Source organism: Streptomyces sp. NPDC040610 (assembly GCF_055594065.1).
In genome coordinates this window covers 71,143-93,281 of the sequence record NZ_JBVIXA010000011.1, presented here as the reverse complement: position 1 = coordinate 93,281, position 22,139 = coordinate 71,143, and the positions used below count along the sequence as shown (strand labels likewise).

The following is a 22,139-nucleotide window of genomic DNA, read 5'->3' as shown; positions in this document are numbered from 1 at the left end:
CTGGTCCGGCGGACCTAGGTCGCAGGACCCAAGCCCGCCGCGCCCGCCTCACACCCCCTCGGCACCCCGGCGCACCCGCAACGCCCGCTCCAGGTCGTCCAGTTGGTCCACGAGTCGACGGCGCAGCGCGGGCAGCACATCGGTGCGTTCCAGGCACTGCCTGCCCAGGCGCAGGGTGTCCTCGTCGACGGCGTACACCGGGAACGCGTACTGCCCCGCGGCCTCGGCGATGGCGGGTCCGCGGCGGGCGGCGAGCGCCACCGCGTCCTCGAAGAACCGCGGCACATAGGTGCGGACGACCGAGTCCTGCTCGGGCTGCCAGAACCCCTGCGCGGTCGCGGTGAACAGGTAGTTGGACAGCTCGTCGGAGCCGAACATCGCGTCCCACGCGGCCCGCTTGGCCTCCGCGTCCGGCAGCGCGGCCCGGCAGCGCGCGGCCCCTTCCCTGCCGGTCGCGCTCGGGTCCCTGCGCAGCTCGGCGGCGATGGCGTCCTCGTCGGTCGCCCCGAGCACCGCGAGCCGCCCGAGGACCCGCCAGCGCAGCTCGGGGTCGAGCTCGGGCCCGCCGGGCACCGCCCCCTGCGACAGCCACGTCGTCAGCGGCTCGGGCTGCGTCGCCGCGTCGATGAGACCCCGCACCGCCACCAGGCGGAGCCCCGGGTGCGAACCGTCCTCCGTGCGACGGATCACGTCCTGGCACAGCGCGTCCAGGACGGCGAGGGCGGCGCTGCGGCCGTCCGGCGGTGTGTAGCGCCCGGCGACGACGGCCGACGCGAACGGCAGCACACCGGAGACGAGGGCCAGGTCGTTCTCCGCGGGCAGATGCGCCCGCGCCGCCGCCAGGAACACGCCCGGCGCCAGCTCGCCGTCGCGCACCATGTCGCGCAGCGCGTTCCACAGCACCGCCCGCGTCAGCGCGTCCGGCACCCCCGAGAGGGACGTGAGGACGGTCTCCTGGGACACCGGGTCAAGGCGGATCTTCGCGTACGTCAAGTCGTGGTCGTTGGGCACGATCAGCGCGGGCCTGCCCCCGTCGCGCGCCGCCGGGGCCTCCTGCTCCGGCACGTCCGTCTCGTACCGCTCGCGCAGCACCAGCGACGTGCCGTCCGACAGATCGCGGTCGAACACACCGACCGCCACCCGGTGCGGACGGCTGCCGTTCCGCTCCAGGGACAGCGTCCACTCCCGGCCGCCGTGCGTGACCGTCGGCGTGAACGCGTCCACGCCGGTCGTCCGCAGCCACGACCGGGCCCAGCCGTGCACGTCGCGGTCCGTGGCCGAGGCGAGGTTGTCGATGAAGTCGGCGAGCGTGGCGTTGCCGAACCTGTGCCGTGCGAAGTGCGCGTTGATGCCCGCCAGGAAGTCCTTCTCGCCCAGCCACGCGACGAGCTGACGCAGCGCGCTCGCGCCCTTGGCGTAGGAGATCCCGTCGAAGTTGAGCATCGCCGACGCCGTGTCGGGCACCGCGTCCGGGTCCGGCGCGACGGGGTGCGTGGACGGGCGCTGGTCGGCGTCGTAGCCCCACGACTTGCGGGCGACGGCGAAGTCGACCCAGGTGGTGGTGAAACGCGTCGCCTCGCTCAGCGTCTGATAGCCCATGTACTCCGCGAACGACTCGTTCAACCAGATGTCGTCCCACCACCGCAGGGTCACCAGGTCGCCGAACCACATGTGCGCCATCTCGTGCGCGACGACCATGCCGCGGATCAGCCGCTCGGTGTCGGTGACCGCCGAGCGGTACACGAAGTCGTCGCGGAAGGTGACCAGACCCGGGTTCTCCATCGCGCCCGCGTTGAACTCGGGCACGAACGCCTGGTCGTAGGAGTCGAAGGGGTAGGGCTCGGTGAACTTCTCCTCGTACCGGTCGAAGCACGCCCGTGTGATGTCGAACAGCTCGTCGGCGTCGGCGTCCAGGTGCGGCGCCAGCGAGCGACGGCAGTGCAGGCCGAAGGGCAGCCCCCGGTGCTCGGTGCGCACCGAGTGCCAGGGCCCCGCGGCGACCGCCACGAGATACGTCGAAAGCGGCGGCGTGGGCGCCGCCCGCCACTCGCCCGCCCCCACCTGCTCGGTGACACCGTTGGCCAGGACCGTCCAGCCCCTGGGGGCCCGCACGGTGAGCGCGAACACCGCCTTCAGATCGGGCTGGTCGAAGGCCGCGAACACGCGCTGCACGTCCTCCATGAACAACTGCGTGTAGACGTACGTCTCGCCGTCGCTCGGGTCGGTGAAGCGGTGCATGCCCTCGCCGGTGCGGGAGTAGCGCATCGACGCGTCGACACGCAGCTCGTGCTCGCCCGCGGCGAGGCCCCGCAGCGGCAGCCGGTTGTCGGCCAGGTCCGCCGGGTCGAGCGGGGCGCCGTCGAGCGTGACGGAACGCAGCTGGGCGGGCTTCAGTTCGACGAAGGTGTCCCCGTCCGCGGCGGCCGTGAACGTGATCACCGTGCGGGAGTCGAAGGTCTCCTCGCCGGTGGTGAGATCGAGGGCGATCTCGTACCGCCGGACGTCGAGGAGCTGGGCTCGGGTCTGCGCTTCGTCGCGCGTCAGTGCGGGCATCTGGCCATGGTGCCCGATCGGGCCCGGCGGCTGGGAGTGGGTGTCCCCGCGACGGGGGCGCCGACGCGGGGAGCGAACCTCAGCGCTAGTTGAGCCTTTGACCCATTCTCGTGGATAGCTCCTCGGTGTCCTTTGTGTCCCACCATTCGAAGAGGTGGGTGCGCATCAGGAATGCGAGGTACGTGACGTGGTCGGGGTCGAGGTCGCCGCTGACGAGGCTTGCTTCTGGGCCCTTGTAGTTGAGGGTGACTTGCCATTGCTGGCCTTGGGTTTTTATTTTGAGCTGTACTGTGAGGGTTGGGTAGACCTCAGGAACTCGTAGGTCTAGGACTTCGATGGTGAAGCCTGGATATTCTTGCTGTTTCCCCAGGAGCTTCTCGCTTAGTCCTTCTTCCACTTGTTCCGAGGTCGCCATGGTTGACCTTTCTAGCACGGACCTTTGGCAGATTTTGCAGTGTACTGCACGGAGGCCGTGATGACGCCTTGAGGGGTGATCCCTCCGGGCTTCCCTCCGAGGGGGCCACTATTGTAGACGACCTTGAAGTTCTTTTTGGGATTGGGGGTGCAACTCACTCCCGGCTTGTCCCGGAAGATGACGCCTGGGCTCTGTTCATAGCCCTTCCAGAGCGTATTACTGATCTTGTTTTTGAAGGAATCGCTCCACCTGCCACGGGCAACTATGTGACGGAATCCCCAGTTCTTGTTCCCGCAGCGCAGAGGGATCTTCGCGGGGCCACGGTGGAACGTGTAGACAATCTTGCTATTGGGCTGCTTGCCCTTGCAGGGCTCGGTGGGCTTCTTTTTCGCGGCCTGCGCAATACCGTCATGCGCTTGAGGTAATGCGTTGGCTGTTGGCACTGAGAGTGAGACGCCGGCCACTGCTGCGGCGGCAGCAAGTGAAGCTGTGATCGCTCGATTGGGATGCACGTGAATTCACCCTTCTCCCGGTTCAGCTAGAGGGGTCTCTGATTGAGGTCCCTCTACTGCCGCGGAACTCTACGCACATCTCCATACCAAGATCTACAAGGAAATTCCGTTATAGCGATAGGGGAATCCTTCCGGTATCCCGCCCCCGACTTTCGGGAGCGCCGGAAACCGATCCCCACGCTTCATCCCCCCGCCGGGAAACACCACGCACCGGCTCGCATATGCGGGCCGGTGCGTCTGGAGCGGGGACGTCAGTGGCAGGTGCAGTCGCAGAGTCTGCCGGTGAATTTGTGGTTGCGGCGGCACCGCTGGTGCACGCGCTGGGCCCATTCGGCGAGTTCCGCGGCCTGTTCGGGATGCGTGGTGGTCGCCGCGGTGAGGGCTTGCGCTCCCGGAGCTGGAGCGGGGCTCGGCGCGCGGGGGAGTTTGCGCAGGCAGTGCGGGCCGATGCCCCGGGCCCGGGCGGCGGCCGTGCGCAAGGGTCTGCCGCACAGCGCGCAGTTGGTCGGCTGCGGGGTGGAGGTGGTCATGTCCGGCCCTCTGTGCGCGTGCGCGGCGGGGCGCGAGCACGTCGACGACGGCGTGGCGATCCTCGTGGACGACCGTGCCGACAGCATCTGCTACGTCGTGCGCGCGGACCTGATTACGCAGCACGCAGGCGACGTGATCACGGGCTCGCAGGCCGAGCGGTCACCGGACTGGATGCGATGCGGACCCCGGCTCGCTACGTCGTCCACGCCCAGGCGAGCTGACTGAACGCGTAGCCGGAGGGGGTCTCATGGCGTACGCAGAGAAGGTCTACAAGGTCCGGGGCGGACGGACTACGAAGCAGTACACGTGGCGGGCCCGCTACAAGAAGCCCGACGGGGCATGGGGCAGCGAGCCGGGCTTCCCGACGAAACGAATCGCCGAAGAGTGGCGCGACACCCAGGAAACGGCAATCAGGGAAGGCCGCTGGGTCGATCCTGACCTGATGCGCAAGCACTTCGGCGTGTGGGCCCGGGAGTGGATGGCAGTCCAGACGCCGCGCGGCCGGACGACGATGAACCGGTGGGAGCGGCTGGAAGCCCACATTCTGCCGAAGTGGGAGTACGCGCCGCTCATCACGCATCACGTTCAACTGGTTCGACGTCGAGGTGCGGGCGCGCACGCTGAGCTGTGCGCCGCGGACCACCCGCGCGTGCGTGCAACTCCTTTCCCGGATCCTCACCGGGGCTGTGGACGCGAAGCACCTCACGGTCAACCCGCTCTACGGGAGGCGCCTCACGGGCTTGTCCGGCGCCGAGCAGGCCCCAGCTCACGACGTCGTGGCGCGCGATGGGGACGAGGACGAGGATGACGACAGCATCATCGCCACGCCGGAGGAGGTTCTGCTCCTGGCCCGGCGGCTCGGCCCGGTGGTTGGCATCCAGGTCCTCACCCTCGCCTGGTGCGGTCCCCGCTACGAGGAGAACGCCGGCCTGCGCCGTCCTAATGTGCTGCGGCGCCGGAAGCGGAAGTACGACGGCGGCGTCTTCGAATGCCCGGTGATCCGTGTCGACAAGGACACGGGTGCGCTCGCCGAGTACTACGTGCGCGACGAGGACGGCAAGCGGCGCTGCTTCCGTGCACTGGAGCCGCCGAAGAACCCGACGTCCGCGCGGGACATCGATGTGCCGCCGTTCCTGGAGAAGCTCTGGCTGGCGTTCCTGCCGTCGTGGCCGCACGAGCACGTGGGCACCACCCCGACGGGCAAGCTGTGGTGGCGTAGTCACTGGCACAGCGTGCTCCGCCCGGCCGCGGACGGGCGCGACGCCCGCCCCAAGGCGCGGGGGCGGGCGGTGAAGGAGGAGTGGAAGCCGATCAAGCCGGGGCTGACGGCCCGGGACCTGCGCAAGACGCACGACTCGTGGCAGGAGGAGATCGGCGTCCACCCCGTGTTGGCCTACGAGCAGATGGGGCACAAGTACCCTGGCATCAAGGGCACCTACCGGCGCCCCACCCCGGCGATGCGCAAGCGCCGACTCGATGGCCTCCAGGGGCTGTTCGACCGCGCGATGGCCGACCTGGGGTGGACGGAGATCTGGCCGGAGGTGGCGAGCCCCAAGACTGATGATCTCCCAAATCCCTCCTAAACGATCCCCAGAGGAGAGAAGGGGATCACTCAGATGGGCTTGCGCTGCTGGTCACAGTGTCATCGGCGATCTGCTCATGGTGCCGGATCACTTCAGCGATGATGAAGTTCAGGAACTTCTCGGCGAACGCCGGATCCAGCTTCGCGTTCTCCGCCAGCTCCCGCAGCCGCGCGATCTGCCGGGCCTCCCGCGCCGGGTCGGCGGGCGGCAACTGGTGGTTGGCCTTGAGATGGCCGACCTGCTGGGTGCACTTGAAGCGCTCGGCGAGCATATGGACGACGGCCGCGTCGATGTTGTCGATGCTGTCGCGCAGCCGGGACAGCTCCGCGCGCACCGCGGGGTCCACGGCGTCCCCCGCACCGGCCCCGGCCGCGCCGCTGTCGTCACTGGTGTGGCGTGTGGTCATGGCAGCCGAGCCTACGTGCCCGCACCCGTGCCACCCGAAGCGGCCGTGCCGTCGAGCGACGTGAGCGTCGGCGGCCGCTCCGGGTCCGGCACCTGCTGCGACCAGCCCCCCGGCACCGCCCGCCCCTGCTGCTCCCGGAACCGCACCGGCGCCATCCCGACCCGCCGCGTGAACAGCCGCGAGAAGTACGCCGGATCGTCGTAGCCCACCCGCCGGGCCACCGCGGCCACCGGCAGCTCCGTCGCCGCGAGCAGCTCCTTGGCGCGGCCGAGCCGGATGCCGAGCAGATAGTCCTTGGGGCTGCACCCCGCCCCCCGGCGCACCGCCGTCCGCAGCTCCGCGGGCGTCATGCCGTGCCGGGCCGCGTGCTCGGTCACCGACAGCGCCTTGAACGCGTCCCTGGCCAGGGACTGAAGCACCGGGTCGCCGTCCGGCGCGATGTCGGCGCGGGCCCGGCGCAGCGCCACGAGCAGCTCATGGACGGCGGCGCTCGTCTCGACCTCGAGCAGCGGATTGCCCCGGCGCGCGGCGCGGGCGACGCGCCCGACGACGGCACGCGCCCCGTCCGGGTCGGCGAGCGGCACCACCGGCCGGTCCGGCTCGATGTAGCCCAGCTCCGTGTACGTCGTCGTGGCAGGCCCCGTGAAGTCCACGAAGCACTCGTCCCAGCCCGTCTCCGGATCGGCGCCGTAGTGGTGCGGCACCCCCGGCGACAGCCAGATCAACGCGGGCGCCGTGACCGGTCGGCGGCGCCCGTCCGGCGCCCGGAACCAGCCGCCGCCCGAACTGATCACCAGGGCCACGTGGTGGTCCAGGGTGCGGGGCCCCACGGCGGGCAGCGTGCCGTGCTGCAGGCCCACGCCCAGACACACCAGGCCGAGGCGGTGATGGACCGGGCTCGGCGTGAAATACCGCATCCACGTGTGGTACATCCGCTGCCGCCCCTCTCGTCGGATCGCTGCGTCCAACCCGGCTCGATCTTTGTCCATGGACCGTGCCGCCCGCCAGAGGCAATCGTGGCCGCAGTAGTGATCGGGAGGGACACGATGGACGCCAGCCACCACGTGGCAGACGACGGCACCGGCACGCGCGGCGACAGCTTCCGGGTGGGCGCGGACGACTTCGAACTGGACGGACGGCCGGTGCGGCTGCTCTCGGGAGCGCTGCACTACTTCCGGGTGCACGAGGCCCAGTGGGGGCACCGGCTCGCGATGCTGCGGGCGATGGGCCTCAACTGCGTCGAGACGTACGTCCCCTGGAACCTGCACGAACCACGCCCCGGCGAGCTCCACGACATCACGGCCCTCGGCCGCTTCCTCGACGCCGCCCACGCCGCGGGCCTGTGGGCGATCGTCCGCCCCGGCCCCTACATCTGCGCCGAGTGGGACAACGGCGGGCTGCCGCACTGGCTGACCGCCGAGGTCGGCGGCCGCGTCCGCACCCGCGACGCGGCCTACCTCGCGCACGTCGAGCGCTGGTTCGCCCGTCTGCTGCCCCAGGTCGTGTCCCGTCAACACGACCGCGGCGGCCCCGTCATCATGGTCCAGGTCGAGAACGAGTACGGCAGCTACGGCTCCGACCAGGTCTACCTGCGCCGCCTCGCCGACCTCCTGCTCGCCCACGGCGTCACCGCGGAGCTGTGCACCTCCGACGGCCCCGAGGACCACATGCTCACCGGCGGCAGCGTCCCCGGCGTCCTCGCCACCGTGAACTTCGGCTCCGCCGCCCGCGACGGCTTCGCCACCCTGCGCCGCCACCGCCCCAAGGGCCCCCTGATGTGCATGGAGTTCTGGTGCGGCTGGTTCGACCACTGGGGCGCCGAACCCGTCCTGCGCTCCCCGCGAGACGCGGCCGCCGCCCTCCGCGACATCCTCGACCTCGGCGCCTCCGTCAACCTCTACATGGCCCACGGCGGCACCAACTTCGCGGGCTGGGCGGGCGCCAACCGGGCGGACGGCACCACGTCCGACGGCACCCCCCTCGGCGGCGGGCTCCACGACGGCGCCCTCCAACCCGACGTCACGTCCTACGACTACGACGCCCCCATCGACGAACGCGGCCGCCCCACCGAGAAGTTCTGGCTCTTCCGTGAGATCCTCGCGGCCCACACCCAGGGCCCCCTGCCCGAGGTGCCCCCGCCCCCGGCCGCCCTCGCCGCCCCCGCCACCGCCCGCCTCACCGACTGGGTACCCCTCGACACCGTCGCCGACCACCTCGGCACCCCCCAGACCGAGCACGCCGTCCCGCCCACCTTCGAGCAGCTCGGCGTCGACCGGGGCCTGGTCCGCTACACCCTCGACCTGCCGGGGCCGCGCGAGCCGTACCCCCTGACCGTGCGCGGCCTGCGCGACCGCGCCACCGTGTACGTCGACGGGGCCCGGGCCGGAGTCCTCACCGAGGAGACCCCCACCCTTCCCGAACCCGTCCCCGGCCCCGCCCGCGTGACCCTCTGGACCGAATCCCTCGGCCGCGTCAACTACGGGCCCCGGCTCGGCGAGCCCAAGGGCATCACCGGGGGTGTCCTGCACGAACGGCAGTACGCCCACGGGATACGGGCCGTGGGCCTCCCCCTCGGCGCCTTCGACTCCACCGACGCCGTACGCGGCCTCCCGGCCGCCCCCTCGCCCCCCGGCCCGCCCGGCCTCTACCGCGGCACCCTCGACGTGCCCGCCCCCGGCGACGCCGCCCTCGAACTCCCCGGCTGGGGACGCGGCTTCGCCTGGATCAACGGCTTCTGCCTCGGCCGCTACTGGGCCGTCGGCCCGCAGCACAGCCTCCACGTGCCCGGGCCGGTGCTGCGGCCGGGGGCCAACGAGGTGTGGGTGCTCGAGGTGGAGGGGGAGGTGGGGGAGGGGGCGGTGGTGCGGCTGGGGTAGGCCCTGCGGGGCTGTTTCAGCCCGTCCGGCGTTTGAGGACGAGACGCGGAGCGCCGATCCGGCGGCGGGCTGTCCCACCCGCCCGGGACACCCACCCCCTTGGCGGGGGCCCGGGGGCGCAGCCCCCGGTTTCGGGAAGGGGCGGGGTTGGGGAGCCCCCCCCGGCAAGGCCCCCGCGCCCTAACACCCACCCCCACCCCACCGCAAACTCCCCCACCCCCAATACCCCTTTCGGGTTTCGATCGTTGGGCTTTCCGGGCATGCCGTCCACCGTCCGTACAGGCTGGTGACCCCACCCGCACACCCGGAGGACAGCGATGAGCAGCCCCCCGCCCCTCGCCGGAGGCCCCCAGGGCCCCGACGCCCTGAGGCCGCTGCTCGCCACGGTCCTCGACGCCCTGGCGGCGGGCGCGGAGGCCCGCGGCGGCCCCCTGCCGCCCGGCGGCCCGGCCGCCGTGGCGGCGAGGGTGCGGGAGGCGGCGGGCGACCTCCTGCCGGAGCGGGGCACGGGCGCGCAGGAGGCGCTGCGCGCACTCGTGGGCGCGGTGGGCGAGGGCGCGGCGGACCCGGCGGACCCCCTGTGCGCGGCACACCTGCACTGCCCACCCCTGGCCCTGGCGGTGGCGGCGGACCTCGCCGCGTCCGCCCTGAACCCGTCCATGGACTCCTGGGACCAGGCCCCCGCCGCGTCCGCCCTGGAAGCACTCCTCGCCGAGGCACTCGCCACCGAGGTCCACGGCGACGGCGGCGACGCCCTCGTCACCACCGGCGGCACCGAGTCCAACCAACTCGCCCTGCTCCTGGCCCGCGAACAAGCCGCCGCCCACGGCCACCCCCTCCACCTCCTCGTCGGCGCCAACGCCCACCACTCGCTGCGCCGCGCCGCCTGGCTCCTCGGCCTGCCCGAGCCCGTCACCGTGCCCGCGCCCGCCGGCGTACTGGACCCCGCGGCCCTGGACGAGGCACTCACCGAACTCCCGGGCCGACGGGGCCACTTCCTGGTCGCCGCCACCGCGGGCACCACCGACGCCGGCCTCATCGACCCGCTCACGGACATCGCCGACCTGTGCGCGGCCCACGGCGCCCGCCTGCACGTCGACGCCGCCTACGGCGCGGGCCTGCTCTTCAGCGACACCCGCAGGACCAAGCTGCACGGCCTCGACCGCGCCGACAGCGTCGCCCTCGACCTGCACAAACTGGGCTGGCAACCAGCGGCAGCCGGACTCCTCACCGTCCGCGACCGCGCCGACACCGCCGTCCTGGCCCACCGCGCCGACTACTTGAACGCCGACGACGACACCGAAGCCGGACTTCCCGACCTCCTCGGCCGCTCCCTGCGCACGACACGCCGCCCCGACGCCCTGAAGATCGCCGTCACCCTCAAGGCCCTGGGCCGCACCGGACTCGGTGACCTGGTCGACCAAGTCTGCGACCATGCAAGAGAGTTCGCCGACCTCGTCGCCGACCACCCCGGCTTCGAGCTGTACGAGAAACCGGCCATCAGCACCGTCCTGTTCCGGCCCGCCGACGCCGACGACGACCACATCGCCCACGTACGGAGGAAACTCCTGAACGACGGCACCGCCGTCCTCGGCCGCGCCCAGCTCGACGGCCGCCGCTGGCTCAAAGTGACGCTGCTCAACCCGCACACCCGCCCCGAAGACCTCGCGGCCCTGCTCACGCTCGTGGAAGGAACCACTCCCCGATGACGGCGACGCCCGAACTGCCCGACCGACCACCCCAGGCGCCCACCGCCCCCACCGCACCCCGCGACCTGGTCGGCATCGGCATCGGCCCGTTCAACCTCTCCCTCGCCGCCCTCGCCCAGCCCCTGGACGGCCTCGACGCCGCCTTCTACGAACAGCGGCCCTCCTTCCACTGGCACCCCGGCCTCCTCATCGAGGGCGCCACCCTCCAAGTCCCCTTCCTCGCCGACCTGGTGACCCTCGCCGACCCCGCGAACCCCTGGTCGTTCCTCAGCTATCTGCGCGCCCGCGAGCGCCTCTTCCCCTTCTACTTCGCCGAGCGCTTCCACATCCAGCGCGCCGAGTACGACGCCTACTGCCGCTGGGTCAGCGAGAACCTGCCCGCACTCCACTTCGGCCACCAGATCGACGCCGTCCGCTGGAACCCCGAACGGAACCTCTTCGAGGTCGACTTCACCCAGCTCGACTCCGACGGCGAAGCCGAAGCCCTCGGCCGCACCCACGCCCGCAACATCGCCATCGGCGTCGGCACCGCCCCCTACGTACCCGAACCCCTCAGGCCCCTCGCCGACGCCCCCACCGTCCCCGTCGTCCACGCCGCCGACTACCTGCTGCACCGCGACCGCTTCCTCGCCGCCGACCACATCACCGTCATCGGCTCGGGACAGTCCGGCGCCGAAGTCTTCCTCGACCTGCTCCGGCACCGCCCACCAGGCGCCGAACGACTCCACTGGCTGGCCCGCACCCCCGCCTTCGCCCCCATGGAGTACTCCAAGCTCGGCCTGGAACACTTCACCCCCGACTACACCCGCTACTTCCACTCCCTGCCCGAACCCGTCCGTGACCGCCTCGTCCCCGGCCAGTGGCAACTCCACAAGGGCATCGACACCGACACCATCGCCGCCATCCACGACGAGCTGTACCAACGCACCCTCCACGGAGGCTGGCCCGACGCCGTCCTCACCCCCGGCGTCGCCGTCCGCACCGCGGGACGCGTCGGCGCCACCCGCGTCGAACTCCACCTGGAACACCTGGAGCAGGGCACCCGGTCGCGCATCACCACCGACGCCGTCATCCTCGCCACCGGCTACAAGGAACGCCCCCTCGACCAGCTCCTCGCCGGCCTCGACCCCTATGTGCGGCGCGACTCCTCCGAGCGCCCCCGCATCGACGAGCAGTACCGCCTCGTCCTCGACCCCTCCGTCACCGGCACCGGCAGCAACATCTACGTCCAGAACGCCGAACGCCACACCCACGGCGTCGGCGCCCCCGACCTCGGCCTCGCCGCCTGGCGCAGCGCCACCATCCTCAACACCCTCACCGGCAAGAACCCCTACCCCCTGCCGGACCGCACCGCCTTCACCAGCTTCGGCCTCGCCGACCCCCGCCCCCACACCCCGGACCGGAGCGCCGCCACCACCAGCCACCCCAACCTCGTACGCCTCAAGAACTGACGCCCCGCCGCCGCACCCCGGGCGCGCCCAGCTCCTTCAGCGCGCCCACCGGCGCCACCACCCGCCGCGACCGGGGGCACGACCACACGGCCACACCCCCGGTCACCGACGCGTCCAGCGGATGCGACGCCGGATGGTCCGGGCACTCCGGCCACGTCGCGGGCAGCAACTGCGCGGCCAGCGCCTCCACCGCCCAGTCCTTCACCTGCTCCGCGAGGCTCGCCACCTGCTCGGCGGGAGCGGCGCCCTCCGGCACCGCGACCCCCACCCCCGAACCGTCGGCCTCATAGAGCACCACCAGCGGCTCCTCGTCGAAGTCCAACTCCTCACGGACGATCGGCTGCACCGCACACGTCGACTTGAGGTCGCGCTCGACGACGGCCAGCGCCACGGCCAGTTCCTCGTTCATACGACCGAGGCTAGACCTCAGAACACCGGCGTGCCCTCGCGGGTCAGCCGCCAGCCCACCGCCGCGAACTCCGCCGGGTCCACGGTGCCCTTCGCCTTCACCCACGAAATGATCGTGTTGCGGATCTCGTCGGAATTCGCCCACACCTGCTTGGCGGCCGCCACATGCGGGAAATTGCCGCCACCGCTCGCCCGGTAGTTGTTCACCGCGAGCACGAACTCCGCCTTCGGATCGAGGTCCTTGCCCTCGAAACGCAACTTCGTGATCCGGGACCCGGACGGCTGCGCGATGTCGATTTCGTACGTCACTCCGTACAGCGCGTCGTAGTTGTAGTCCGGAATGCTGTCCGCGTTCGTCAGCTTCGCCGGATCCACCGGCGCGCCCGCCGCCGTCCGCACGTAATAGCGCGCCGAGAACTCCAGATAGTCCTTCAGCTGCGCACCCGTGATCACCCGCGCTTCGAGGGTGTTCTCGAACGGATACAGACCCGCCGCGTCCCGGATCGTCACCTCGCCCGCCGGGATCTTCGCCGTGCGCGAGAAGCAGGAGGCCTGCGAAAGGACCGGCAGCTTCGCGTACGCGCCCCCCGCGAGCGCCGCCTTCACCGTCTCCGCCTGCACATGGCTGATCAGATCGATGATCGCGACATCCTTGTACGGGCCCTCGGCCGTGCTCATCGCCTCCTTCGAGGTGCCGATGACCTGGTTCACATACGCCACGACCTTCTTGTGCTCGTCCCCGAGCAGCCGCGTGATCTTCCGGTCCTCCGCCGCCGTATTCGAGTTCAGGACCTTCGCGCCGACCTTCGCGACCCGCCAGCGGCCCTTCGACCACTCCAGGTCGAAGTCGAAGAGCGTCAGCCGCTGGCCCCACTTCAACGGCTCGGACAGCACCACCTTCTTGCCCGTCTTCTTGTTCTCCACCAGATACTCGGGAATCTCCGTGTGCGCGTGCCCCACCAGAATCGCGTCGATCCCCGGCACCTGCTCCGCCACCAGCGCCGCCGCGTTCTCGATGTGCGGCAGCTGATCCCCGTACGACGACGTGCCGCTCGACCCCGAATGCGCCGACACGATCACCACGTCCGCGCCCATCGAACGCAGCCGCGGCACCCACTTCGCCGCCTGCTCCTCAAGACCCGGGAACGTCATCTTCCCCTGGACGTTCGCCTTGTCCCAGATCGCGATCCCCGGATTCGTCAGACCGAGCACCGCCACCCGCACATCACGACCGTGCGGCGTGCGCAGCCGGTGCATGCTGTACGGCGCGAACGCGGGCCGCTGCGTCTTCGCGTCCAGCGCGTTCGCCCCGAGCAGCGGGAAGTCGCACTGCTCCTCGAACTTCCGCAACACTGGAATGCCGTAGTTGAACTCGTGATTGCCGAGCGCCGCCGCGTCATAGCCGATCGCGTTCATCGCCTGCGCCATCGGATGCACCGGACCGCGCTTGGCCGTGATCGGGTCGACCTTCGCGTAGTAGTACGACAGCTGGGTGCCCTGGATCGTGTCGCCCGCGTCGATCAGGAGGGTGTTGCGGCGCCCCTTCTCCTTGCGGACCGCCGACACCAGCGTGGAGATCTTCGCCAGGCCCACGTCGTTGTGGTCCTTGTCGTCGAACTCCTTGTCCGTGAAGTAGTCCCAGTTGAAGACATTTCCGTGCAGATCGGTCGTGCCCATCACCGTGAACGAATAACGCCGAGGCCGCTTGCCCGGACGGGCCGCACCCGGCGCCACGGCCGCGTCGGCCACCGGCGCCGTCACCGCACCCGCCAGCGCCACCCCCGCACCCGTCGCAGCGGACCGCCCCAGGAACTTCCTGCGGTTCAGTGGCATCTCGGCTTCCTCCAACACGTCGTACAACATCGATGAACAGTGGTAACGCGCGTAGATTCTGACCCGCCCGACCGGCTCGCGACAGACCCGCCAGGTTTCGATCCGATGACTGTCCGGTGCCCGCCACCGATGCGAGAGTGGGGGCCATGACCACCGACGAGCCCCAGCAGAGCGTCCCCTACGGCACCCCCGAGGCCCCCCGCCTCGCCGTCCGCGGCGAAGCCCACCTCGAAGTCGACCCCGAGATCGCCCGCATCGGCATCACCGTCAGCGCCCGCGGCACCGACCGCCGCGACGCCCTCGCCGACCTCACCCGCCGCAACGCCACCGTCATCGACCTCGTCAAGACCTACGGCGAAGCCGTCGAACGCGTCGAGACCGGCTCCTTCTCCATCACCCCCGAACTCACCAAACGCGGCAAGGGCGAACGCGTCCGCACCTACCACGGCCGCGTCCACATCACCGCCGAACTCAGCGACTTCACCGCCCTCGGCGAACTCACCACCCGCGTCGCCGACTTGGACCTCACCCACGTCGACGGCCCCTGGTGGTCCCTGCGCCCCGACTCGCCCTCCCACCGCCGCGCCCGCCAGGAAGCCGTCAAGGAAGCCGTCCAGCGCGCCCGCGAGTACGCCGAGGCCCTCGGCACCGCCCTCGCCGCCCTCGTCGAGATCGCCGACATCGGCGCCGACAACGCCCCCTACCCGCCGTTCGGCGGCGGCCCCGCCGCCCCCGGCATGGCCCGCGCCGCCTACGGCGGAGCCCCCGAAGCCGCCGCCCCCCTCGACCTCGAACCCCAGCGTCAGTCCGTCTACGCCCAGGTCAACGCGCGCTTCACGATGAACCCGCCGCGACTCTGAGCAACACGGGCCCACCGCGACGCCGCAGCGCGGACGCTCGGCGACGCTGAGCAACCGCAACCATCGCAACTGTGACCGTCCGACGCCCCGTTGACCTCTGAACGCGCTCATCAGAGCGAGCGCGCGCACACTTCAACACTTGTCAAGACCCTTTCATGCAAAGGTCGTTGAGTAGTCATGCCCGGCCAAACCTCTACCCGTCAGTAAGGCCTAGGCTCGAAGCATGCGCCGAGCGAAAATCGTTTGCACCCTGGGACCCGCCACCGACACCTACGACCAGATCAAGGCCCTGGTCGAGGCCGGAATGGACGTGGCACGCTTCAACCTCAGCCACGGCACCTACGCCGACCACGAGGAGCGCTACCAGCGCGTGCGCAAGGCCGCCGACGAGCTCGGCCGCAGCGTCGGCATCCTCGCCGACCTTCAAGGCCCGAAGATTCGCCTCGGCCGCTTCCACGAAGGACCCGTACTCCTCGAACGCGGCGACGAGTTCACCATCACCGTCGAACCCGACACCCAGGGTGACCGCCAGCTCTGCGGCACCACCTACGCCGGGCTCGCCGACGACGTCACCCCCGGCGAGCGCATCCTCGTCGACGACGGCAAAGTCACCCTCGAAGTCACCGCCGTCGAAGGCCCCCGCGTCACCACCACCGTCATCGAAGGCGGCATGGTCTCCGACCACAAGGGCCTCAACCTCCCCGGCGTCGCCGTCTCCGTCCCCGCACTCTCCGACAAGGACGAAGCCGACCTCCGCTGGGCCCTCAACACCGGCTTCGACGTCATCGCCCTCTCCTTCGTCCGCAGCGGACGCGACATCGAAGACGTCCACCGCATCATGGACGAGGAGAACCGGCGCCTCCCCGTCATCGCCAAGGTCGAAAAACCCCAGGCCGTCGACAACATCGACGACATCGTCGCCGCCTTCGACGGCATCATGGTCGCCCGCGGCGACCTCGGCGTCGAAATGCCCCTGGAGCAGGTCCCCATCGTCCAGAAGCGCGCCATCAAACTCGCCAAGCGCAACGCCAAGCCGGTCATCGTCGCCACCCAGATGCTCGACTCGATGATCGACAACTCCCGGCCCACCCGCGCCGAGGCCTCCGACGTCGCCAACGCCGTCATCGACGGCACCGACGCCGTGATGCTCTCCGGCGAGACCAGCGTCGGCAAATACCCCATCGAGACCGTCCGCACCATGGCCCGCATCGTCGAAGCCGCCGAAGAAGACATCCTCGCCAAGGGCCTGCCCCCGCTCACCGAACGCAGCAAGCCCCGCACCCAGGGCGGCGCCGTCGCCCGCGCCGCCGCCGAAATGGGCGACTTCCTCGGCGCCAAGTTCCTCGTCGCCTTCACCCAGTCCGGCGACACCGTCCGCCGCCTCTCCCGCTACCGCTCCCCGATCCCCCTCCTCGCCTTCACCCCCGTCGCCGCCACCCGCTCCCAGCTCAACCTCACCTGGGGCGTCGAGACCTTCCTCGGCCCCCACGTCGAGTCCACCGACGCGATGGTCCAGCAGGTCGACGAGCACCTCCTGAAGATCGGCCGCTGCCAGAAGGGCGACATGGTCGTCATCACGGCGGGCTCGCCTCCCGGCGTGGCAGGCTCCACCAACCTGGTCCGCATCCACCGCATCGGCGAGGACGACGGCGCCCAGTAGGCGCCCGCTCTCAGTACTTGGGGCCCACGTGGGCGTCCATGAGGGCCACGGAGGCCTTGCGGGCGACGGAGATGTTGTACTCGTTGCCTTGGCGGGTGCAGTGCGTCCAGGTGACACCCAGTTTGTCGAGGGTGTCGGTGTAGAGCTGACGGATGTCGTCGGACTTGTTGGTGAAGAAGTACCGGGGGTACTCGTAGCGCTTGCGCTCGCCGCCGATGAGCCGGGTGGTCCAGTTCGTGAGGCGGCAGCCGTCGGAGTGGATGAGCCCTCGGATGAACTCCCACGGGTGAGCGTCGACGATCTCCTGCTGCCAGGGTTCGAGGGCGATGGTGCGGTCGTGCTTCTTGCCGGGGCCGTGCTGGGGGAACAAGCACCACAGGTGCATGGAATGCAGCTTCACTTCCCGGCAGCCCTGGCGGCGGACCCTGCACACGGAGTTTTTGGGGAACACCAAGCGCATGGCGTTCTCGCACTCGTCCATGAGGCCGGGATGGCTTTCAGCGCAGGTGACCGAAAGGCTTGGGGATCGCATGGAACGGTTCTGGACGATGTACCCATCCCCCAGGTAGAGGCCGAGCAGGTAGGCATACGCCGAGAGGTGCAGCTCTCCCTGGCAGCGGGGGCACGGCGGCGGGACCCGCCCAGGACACTCGCCACGCTTCGCCCGGTCCACATGGCGCCAGTAGCTGATCGTGCCGTTCGGGATGTTCAGTAGGCGCGCTACGTCCGCGTTCCTGGCGCCGCCGCGGAGCAGAGTCAGCGCTTTCTGTCGCACTTCTGTGCTGTGAAAGTCCATGCGACCACTCTGTGCAACTGATCGTGGCGCCGCGTAGCAAAAAGCGGAGGTTCACGAGAATGTGAACCTCCGCTACGTGGAGTGCCGGGTGCGGGATTCGAACCCGCACGTCCTTTCGGACAGATGTGTTTGAGACATCAGCGTCTGCCATTCCGCCAACCCGGCTTGGGGCGCTACGCACCCCGGAAGCATACCGGGTCACCGCGCAGCGCCGCAGCTAGGTACCCTGACGAGGCAGTGCACCTGCCATGAACGAGGAGCCCCCGTGACCACCCCCGAGTCGCCCGAGCCCGCTGACGTGTCCGACGAGCAGTCGCACGTGCCGCCGCTGACGACCCGTGTCGTCATCGCCGAGGACGAGGCCCTCATCCGGCTCGACCTCAAGGAGATGCTGGAGGAGGAGGGCTACACCGTCGTCGGTGAGGCCGGTGACGGTGAGAAGGCCATCGAGCTGGCCCGTGAGCACAAGCCGGACCTCGTGATCCTGGACGTGAAGATGCCCGTCCTCGACGGGATCTCCGCGGCGGAGAAGATCGCCGAGGAGTCCATCGCCCCGGTCCTGATGCTCACGGCGTTCTCCCAGCGGGACCTCGTCGAGCGGGCTCGCGACGCCGGTGCCATGGCGTACCTGGTGAAGCCGTTCAGCAAGAGCGACGTGGTGCCCGCCATCGAGATGGCGGTGTCCCGTTTCACGGAGCTGAAGGCGCTGGAGCAGGAGGTCGCGGACCTCACACAGCGCTTGGAGACCCGCAAGCTGGTGGACCGCGCCAAGTCGATTCTTCAGACGGAGTACGGCCTGACCGAGCCCGCCGCCTTCCGCTGGATCCAGAAGACGTCGATGGACCGCCGCCTGTCGATGCAGCAGGTCGCGGAGGCGGTCATCGAGGACGCGGAAGAGAAGAAGGCAGCCAAGGGCTGAGTCCCGTAAGGGGCGCGGGGAACTGCGCGACCAGCCCCCACCGGCGCACAGCCAAAGAACGCACAAGGAGGGCGGTCACCCCGACACCGGGGTGACCGCCCTCTTCGCTGCTCAGGGCCCAGGGGCCAGGTCAGTCCTCACCTAGGTACGCCTTGCGGACGGACTCGTCGTGCAGCAGGTCCTGGCCCGTACCGGACAGGACGATGTTGCCGACCTCCATGACGTGACCGTGGTCCGCGAGGGACAGCGCGGCCTGGGCGTTCTGCTCGACGAGCAGGATGGTGGTGCCCTGGGCCTTGAGTTCGCTGATGGTCTGCATGATCTTCTGCATCATGATCGGCGAGAGCCCCATGGAGGGTTCGTCGAGCATGAGGAGTTTGGGCCGGGACATCAGGGCGCGCCCCATGGCGAGCATTTGTTGTTCGCCGCCGGAGAGGGTGCCCGCGGCCTGCTTGCGGCGTTCTCCGAGGATGGGGAAGAGGTCGTAGGCGCGTTGGATGTCTTTTTCGATGCCTGCCTTGTCGTCGCGGAGGTAGGCGCCGAGTTGGAGGTTCTCGGTGATGGTGAGCCGGGGGAAGATGTGCCGGCCTTCGGGGGAGTGGGCGAGGCCGAGCGCGACGATCTTGTGGGCGGGGATGCCGTTGAGCGGCTGCCCGTCGAACATGATCTTTCCGGCGAGTGGTTTGAGGAGGCCGGAGAGGGTGCGCAGGGTGGTGGTCTTGCCGGCGCCGTTGGTGCCGATGAGGGTGACGACCTGCCCGGCTTCGACGCTGAAGGAGATGCCCTTGACGGCTTCGATCTTGCCGTAGGCGACCCTGAGGTCCTCGACCTCGAGCAGTGTGGTCACAGGCTCTTTCCTTCCGAACCGGTGGTGCTGGTACCGGAGTTGCCGGTACTGGTGCTGCCGGGCGCGCTGTCGTCGGGGGCGGTCGCGGCGGCTTCGGCCTCTGCTTCGGCCGCCTCGACCTCGGCGACTTCCGCGGCGCCGGGGGCGCCTTCGAAGGGGGTGCCGAGGTAGGCGGCGACGACGCGTTCGTCGGCCTGGACGACTTCGGAGGTGCCTTCGACGAGTTTCTCGCCCTGGACGAGGACGGCGACGCGGTCGCAGAGGTTGAAGATGAACCGCATGTCGTGCTCGATGACGAGGACGGCGATGCCCTGGTCGCGGATGGCGAAGACGAGTTCCTCGGCGGCCCGGGTCTCTTGCGGGTTCATGCCCGCGGTGGGTTCGTCGAGGAGGAGCAGTCCGGGTTCGCTGGCGAGTGCGCGGGCGATCTCCAGCTTGCGTTGTTCGCCGTAGGGGAGGTTGCGGGAGAGGTGGTCGGCTTTGTGGGCGAGGCCGATGAATTCGAGGAGTTCCATGGCCCGTGCGTGGGACGCGGCTTCGGCCCGTTTGAAGCCGGGGCCGCGCAGGAGCGCCGACCAGAGGCCTTCCTTGGTCCTGGTGTGGCGTCCGACGAGGACGTTCTCCAGGACGGTCATGTTGGCGAAGAGCCGGATGTTCTGGAAGGTGCGGGCGATGCCGGCGTCGGTGACGAGGTGGGGTTTGGCGGGCAGCACGGTGCCTTTGTAGGAGACCTTGCCCTCGGTGGGGACGTACAGGCCGGTGAGGCAGTTGAAGAAGGTGGTCTTGCCGGCGCCGTTGGGTCCGATGAGGCCGACGATTTCGCCGCTGTTGACGGTGAGGTCGACGGAGCGCACGGCGGTGAGGCCGCCGAAGCGCATGGTGACGCCGCTGGCTTCGAGGACGGTGGTGGTGGTTGTGGTGGTCATGGTGGTCACGCCCCCGCCTTGCTGGCGCCGACGGTTCCTTCGGGCAGTTTCTGCTGGTCGGGTACGTCGAGTTGGTCGGTCTCGTGGTATTCGAGCTGCGCGCGCTTGTTGGCGACGAGGCCTTCGGGCCTGAAGCGCATGAGCAGGATGAGGGCGAGGCCGAACAGCAGCAGCTGGTAGTCCTCGAGGAACTGGAGTTTGGCCGGGATGAGGTAGAGCAGGGCCGCGCCGATGAGGGGTCCGCTGATGGTGCCCATGCCGCCGAGGATGACGGCGGCGAGCAGGAAGGCGGAGTTCGGCGGCACGGTGTTGGCGAAGAGGTACTGCTCGGGGGTGATGCTGTACGAGACGTGTGCCTGCACGGTGCCGGCGAACCCGGCGAGGGTGGCGCCGAGGGCGAAGGCGATGAGCTTGACGCGGAAGCCGTTGATGCCCATGGCGGTGGCGGCGGTCTCGTCCTCGCGGATGGCGACCCAGGCGCGGCCGATGCGGGATTCCCCGGAGCGGCGGAAGACGAGGACGACGACGGCGGTGAAGAACAGCATCAGCAGGTAGTAGTTGGCGGGCCTGCTGAGGGTGAAGCCGAGGACTTCGTGTTCGACGCCGAGGTTCCAGCCGAGGATTTCCAGGTCGGGGATGTTGGGGATGCCCTGGGCGCCGTTGGTGAGGTCGGGGCCCGCGCTGCCGTTGAGGTTGTTCATGGTGATGCGGAAGATCTCGCCGAAGCCGAGGGTGACGATGGCGAGGTAGTCGCCGCGCAGCCTCAGGGTGGGGGCGCCGATGATGACGCCGAAGAGGAGGGAGGCGGCGGCGCCGGCGAGGACGGCGGCCCAGAAGGGGAAGTGGACGTCGAAGGTGGACGCGGGCGATCCGGAGACGAGGGCGGCGGTGTAGGCGCCGACGCCGAGGAAGGCGACGTATCCGAGGTCGAGGAGTCCGGCGAGGCCGACGACGACGTTCAGGCCGAGGGCGACGGTCGCGAAGATGAGGATGTTGACGCCGATGAGGGCGTAGCTCGCGTCGCTCTGGGTGAAGGGGAACATGGCCGCGGCGACGATGGCGGCGGTGAAGGTGACGTTGCGGTGCTTGGTGGTGAGCGCGTTGAGGCGGGGGATGAGGCCTGCGCGGTTGAGTGCGGTGGCGCCGAAGACGGTGGTGATGAGGAAGCCGATGAAGAGTTCGGAGTAGGCCTCGATGCCGTATGCGAAGACGTAGAGGCCGATGCCGAACGAGGCGGCGATGATGAGGATCTCGACCCAGTCGGGCAGGGTCTTGGCGCGCTTGGGCGCGGGTGCTTTGAGGCTGGCGCGCAGGCGTTCCCAGGGGTTCTGGTGGGGTTCGTCGGCGGGCAGGTCGGAGGGGAGCCCGAGGGCGCCGATGGTGGCGACGAGCGCGCCGATGCCGGAGACCCAGGCGCCGGGTTCGAGGTTGACGATGCCGCCGAGGTGTTCGGCGATGGCGCCCATGGTGTAGCCGGTGGAGCCGAGGACGCCGAGGCTGAGCAGGACGACGGGGCTGTTGGTGCCGCCGGGGGTGAGCCAGCCGAGGCCGCGGATGCCCTGGCCGGAGAGGGCGAAGAGCAGGGTGAGGGCGGCGCCGACGAGGGTGATGATCTGGAGGCCGCCGGGGTAGCCGGTGACGGTGAGGTCGCCGGGGAAGGCGGCGGTCCAGGTCCAGGCGAGGAAGGTGCCGACGAGGGCCGCGGCGGATCCGGTGTAGACGGCGATGCGGGCGAGGTGCGGCGGGAGGGGGAGGGTGGAGGTGGACAGGTCCGCGGGGGTCTTGGCGGTGTTGCCGGTGTTCCCCGTGCCTCCCGGGTTCCCGGAGTCCTTGGTGGTGTTGGTGGTCATGGGT

At 70.0% G+C, this 22,139-nt stretch carries 20 protein-coding genes and 1 tRNA gene; 8 read left to right on the top strand and 13 right to left on the bottom strand.

Annotated features, from left to right (window positions below; all coding sequences use genetic code 11):
• Nucleotides 1-48: 48 nt before the first annotated feature.
• The 4 genes from pepN to ACZ6AA_RS31255 form a co-directional block, all read right to left on the bottom strand.
• Nucleotides 49-2,553 (bottom strand): aminopeptidase N, encoded by a 2,505-nt coding sequence (gene pepN / locus ACZ6AA_RS31270; RefSeq protein ID WP_471461579.1) that lies wholly within the window; start codon nucleotides 2,551-2,553, stop codon nucleotides 49-51.
• Nucleotides 2,554-2,638: 85 nt separating this feature from the next.
• Nucleotides 2,639-2,968: a hypothetical protein gene (locus ACZ6AA_RS31265; RefSeq protein ID WP_468448901.1), complete on the bottom strand. Its 330-nt coding sequence runs from the start codon at nucleotides 2,966-2,968 to the stop codon at nucleotides 2,639-2,641.
• Between the two features lie 11 nt (nucleotides 2,969-2,979).
• On the bottom strand, nucleotides 2,980-3,480 hold the full coding sequence (locus ACZ6AA_RS31260) for a hypothetical protein (RefSeq protein ID WP_471461574.1): 501 nt from the start codon (nucleotides 3,478-3,480) through the stop codon (nucleotides 2,980-2,982).
• Nucleotides 3,481-3,731: 251 nt separating this feature from the next.
• Nucleotides 3,732-4,010 carry a DUF6011 domain-containing protein gene (locus ACZ6AA_RS31255; protein ID WP_471461571.1) on the bottom strand — a complete coding sequence of 93 codons (279 nt, stop codon included), beginning with the start codon at nucleotides 4,008-4,010 and terminating at the stop codon, nucleotides 3,732-3,734.
• Here ACZ6AA_RS31255 and ACZ6AA_RS31250 point away from each other — a divergent pair.
• Both ACZ6AA_RS31250 and ACZ6AA_RS31245 read left to right on the top strand, forming a co-directional pair.
• Nucleotides 4,009-4,236, top strand: coding sequence for a hypothetical protein (locus ACZ6AA_RS31250; RefSeq protein WP_471461568.1), 228 nt, complete (start codon nucleotides 4,009-4,011; stop codon nucleotides 4,234-4,236). The genes ACZ6AA_RS31255 and ACZ6AA_RS31250 overlap by 2 nt on opposite strands.
• Before the next feature lie 428 nt (nucleotides 4,237-4,664).
• The gene (locus ACZ6AA_RS31245; protein ID WP_471461565.1) at nucleotides 4,665-5,594 is read left to right on the top strand and encodes a site-specific integrase; all 930 of its coding nucleotides are present in this window, start codon (nucleotides 4,665-4,667) and stop codon (nucleotides 5,592-5,594) included.
• Nucleotides 5,595-5,619: 25 nt separating this feature from the next.
• On the opposite strand, the gene ACZ6AA_RS31240 is transcribed toward ACZ6AA_RS31245, so the two are convergent.
• Both ACZ6AA_RS31240 and ACZ6AA_RS31235 read right to left on the bottom strand, forming a co-directional pair.
• Complete coding sequence (locus tag ACZ6AA_RS31240) at nucleotides 5,620-6,000, bottom strand: chorismate mutase (protein WP_468448891.1); 381 nt, start codon at nucleotides 5,998-6,000, stop codon at nucleotides 5,620-5,622.
• A gap of 11 nt (nucleotides 6,001-6,011) precedes the next feature.
• Complete coding sequence (locus ACZ6AA_RS31235) at nucleotides 6,012-6,932, bottom strand: helix-turn-helix domain-containing protein (RefSeq protein ID WP_468482985.1); 921 nt, start codon at nucleotides 6,930-6,932, stop codon at nucleotides 6,012-6,014.
• 114 nt (nucleotides 6,933-7,046) lie between these two features.
• Here ACZ6AA_RS31235 and ACZ6AA_RS31230 point away from each other — a divergent pair, with 114 nt between their 5' ends.
• From ACZ6AA_RS31230 to ACZ6AA_RS31220, 3 genes are all read left to right on the top strand, one after another.
• Entirely contained in the window at nucleotides 7,047-8,876 is a 1,830-nt protein-coding gene (locus ACZ6AA_RS31230) for a glycoside hydrolase family 35 protein (RefSeq protein ID WP_471461557.1), read from the top strand.
• A 317-nt stretch (nucleotides 8,877-9,193) separates the two neighbouring features.
• Nucleotides 9,194-10,585, top strand: coding sequence for a pyridoxal phosphate-dependent decarboxylase family protein (locus ACZ6AA_RS31225; protein ID WP_471461554.1), 1,392 nt, complete (start codon nucleotides 9,194-9,196; stop codon nucleotides 10,583-10,585).
• The gene (locus ACZ6AA_RS31220; RefSeq protein ID WP_468448884.1) at nucleotides 10,582-12,036 is read left to right on the top strand and encodes a lysine N(6)-hydroxylase/L-ornithine N(5)-oxygenase family protein; all 1,455 of its coding nucleotides are present in this window, start codon (nucleotides 10,582-10,584) and stop codon (nucleotides 12,034-12,036) included. Before ACZ6AA_RS31225 ends, ACZ6AA_RS31220 begins: the two co-directional genes overlap by 4 nt.
• On the opposite strand, the gene ACZ6AA_RS31215 is transcribed toward ACZ6AA_RS31220, so the two are convergent.
• On the bottom strand, nucleotides 12,026-12,445 hold the full coding sequence (locus tag ACZ6AA_RS31215) for a hypothetical protein (RefSeq protein WP_468448882.1): 420 nt from the start codon (nucleotides 12,443-12,445) through the stop codon (nucleotides 12,026-12,028). The two genes, ACZ6AA_RS31220 and ACZ6AA_RS31215, sit on opposite strands and share 11 nt — an antisense overlap.
• Before the next feature lie 17 nt (nucleotides 12,446-12,462).
• On the bottom strand, nucleotides 12,463-14,277 hold the full coding sequence (locus ACZ6AA_RS31210) for a bifunctional metallophosphatase/5'-nucleotidase (RefSeq protein WP_468483057.1): 1,815 nt from the start codon (nucleotides 14,275-14,277) through the stop codon (nucleotides 12,463-12,465).
• Between the two features lie 146 nt (nucleotides 14,278-14,423).
• On the opposite strand from ACZ6AA_RS31210, the gene ACZ6AA_RS31205 reads away from it, so the two are divergent.
• The gene (locus tag ACZ6AA_RS31205) at nucleotides 14,424-15,137 is read left to right on the top strand and encodes an SIMPL domain-containing protein (protein WP_468448878.1); all 714 of its coding nucleotides are present in this window, start codon (nucleotides 14,424-14,426) and stop codon (nucleotides 15,135-15,137) included.
• A gap of 223 nt (nucleotides 15,138-15,360) precedes the next feature.
• The gene (gene pyk / locus ACZ6AA_RS31200; protein ID WP_468482989.1) at nucleotides 15,361-16,797 is read left to right on the top strand and encodes a pyruvate kinase; all 1,437 of its coding nucleotides are present in this window, start codon (nucleotides 15,361-15,363) and stop codon (nucleotides 16,795-16,797) included.
• Nucleotides 16,798-16,807: 10 nt separating this feature from the next.
• On the opposite strand, the gene ACZ6AA_RS31195 is transcribed toward pyk, so the two are convergent.
• Nucleotides 16,808-17,593, bottom strand: coding sequence for a helix-turn-helix domain-containing protein (locus ACZ6AA_RS31195; RefSeq protein WP_471461546.1), 786 nt, complete (start codon nucleotides 17,591-17,593; stop codon nucleotides 16,808-16,810).
• Nucleotides 17,594-17,675: 82 nt separating this feature from the next.
• A tRNA-Leu gene (locus ACZ6AA_RS31190) sits at nucleotides 17,676-17,758 on the bottom strand.
• A 100-nt stretch (nucleotides 17,759-17,858) separates the two neighbouring features.
• On the opposite strand from ACZ6AA_RS31190, the gene ACZ6AA_RS31185 reads away from it, so the two are divergent.
• Complete coding sequence (locus ACZ6AA_RS31185; RefSeq protein ID WP_030362911.1) at nucleotides 17,859-18,512, top strand: ANTAR domain-containing response regulator; 654 nt, start codon at nucleotides 17,859-17,861, stop codon at nucleotides 18,510-18,512.
• A 130-nt stretch (nucleotides 18,513-18,642) separates the two neighbouring features.
• Here ACZ6AA_RS31185 and ACZ6AA_RS31180 read toward each other — a convergent pair whose 3' ends face one another.
• Genes ACZ6AA_RS31180 through ACZ6AA_RS31170 form a run of 3 tightly spaced genes read right to left on the bottom strand, consistent with a single transcriptional unit; the run spans nucleotide 18,643 to nucleotide 22,135 of the window.
• Nucleotides 18,643-19,359, bottom strand: coding sequence for an ABC transporter ATP-binding protein (locus tag ACZ6AA_RS31180; protein ID WP_380851588.1), 717 nt, complete (start codon nucleotides 19,357-19,359; stop codon nucleotides 18,643-18,645).
• Nucleotides 19,356-20,285, bottom strand: coding sequence for an ABC transporter ATP-binding protein (locus ACZ6AA_RS31175; protein ID WP_468448873.1), 930 nt, complete (start codon nucleotides 20,283-20,285; stop codon nucleotides 19,356-19,358). Before ACZ6AA_RS31175 ends, ACZ6AA_RS31180 begins: the two co-directional genes overlap by 4 nt.
• Nucleotides 20,286-20,290: 5 nt before the next feature.
• A complete protein-coding gene (locus ACZ6AA_RS31170; protein ID WP_468448871.1) occupies nucleotides 20,291-22,135 on the bottom strand; it encodes a branched-chain amino acid ABC transporter permease in 1,845 nt (614 codons plus the stop codon).
• Nucleotides 22,136-22,139 lie beyond the last annotated feature (4 nt).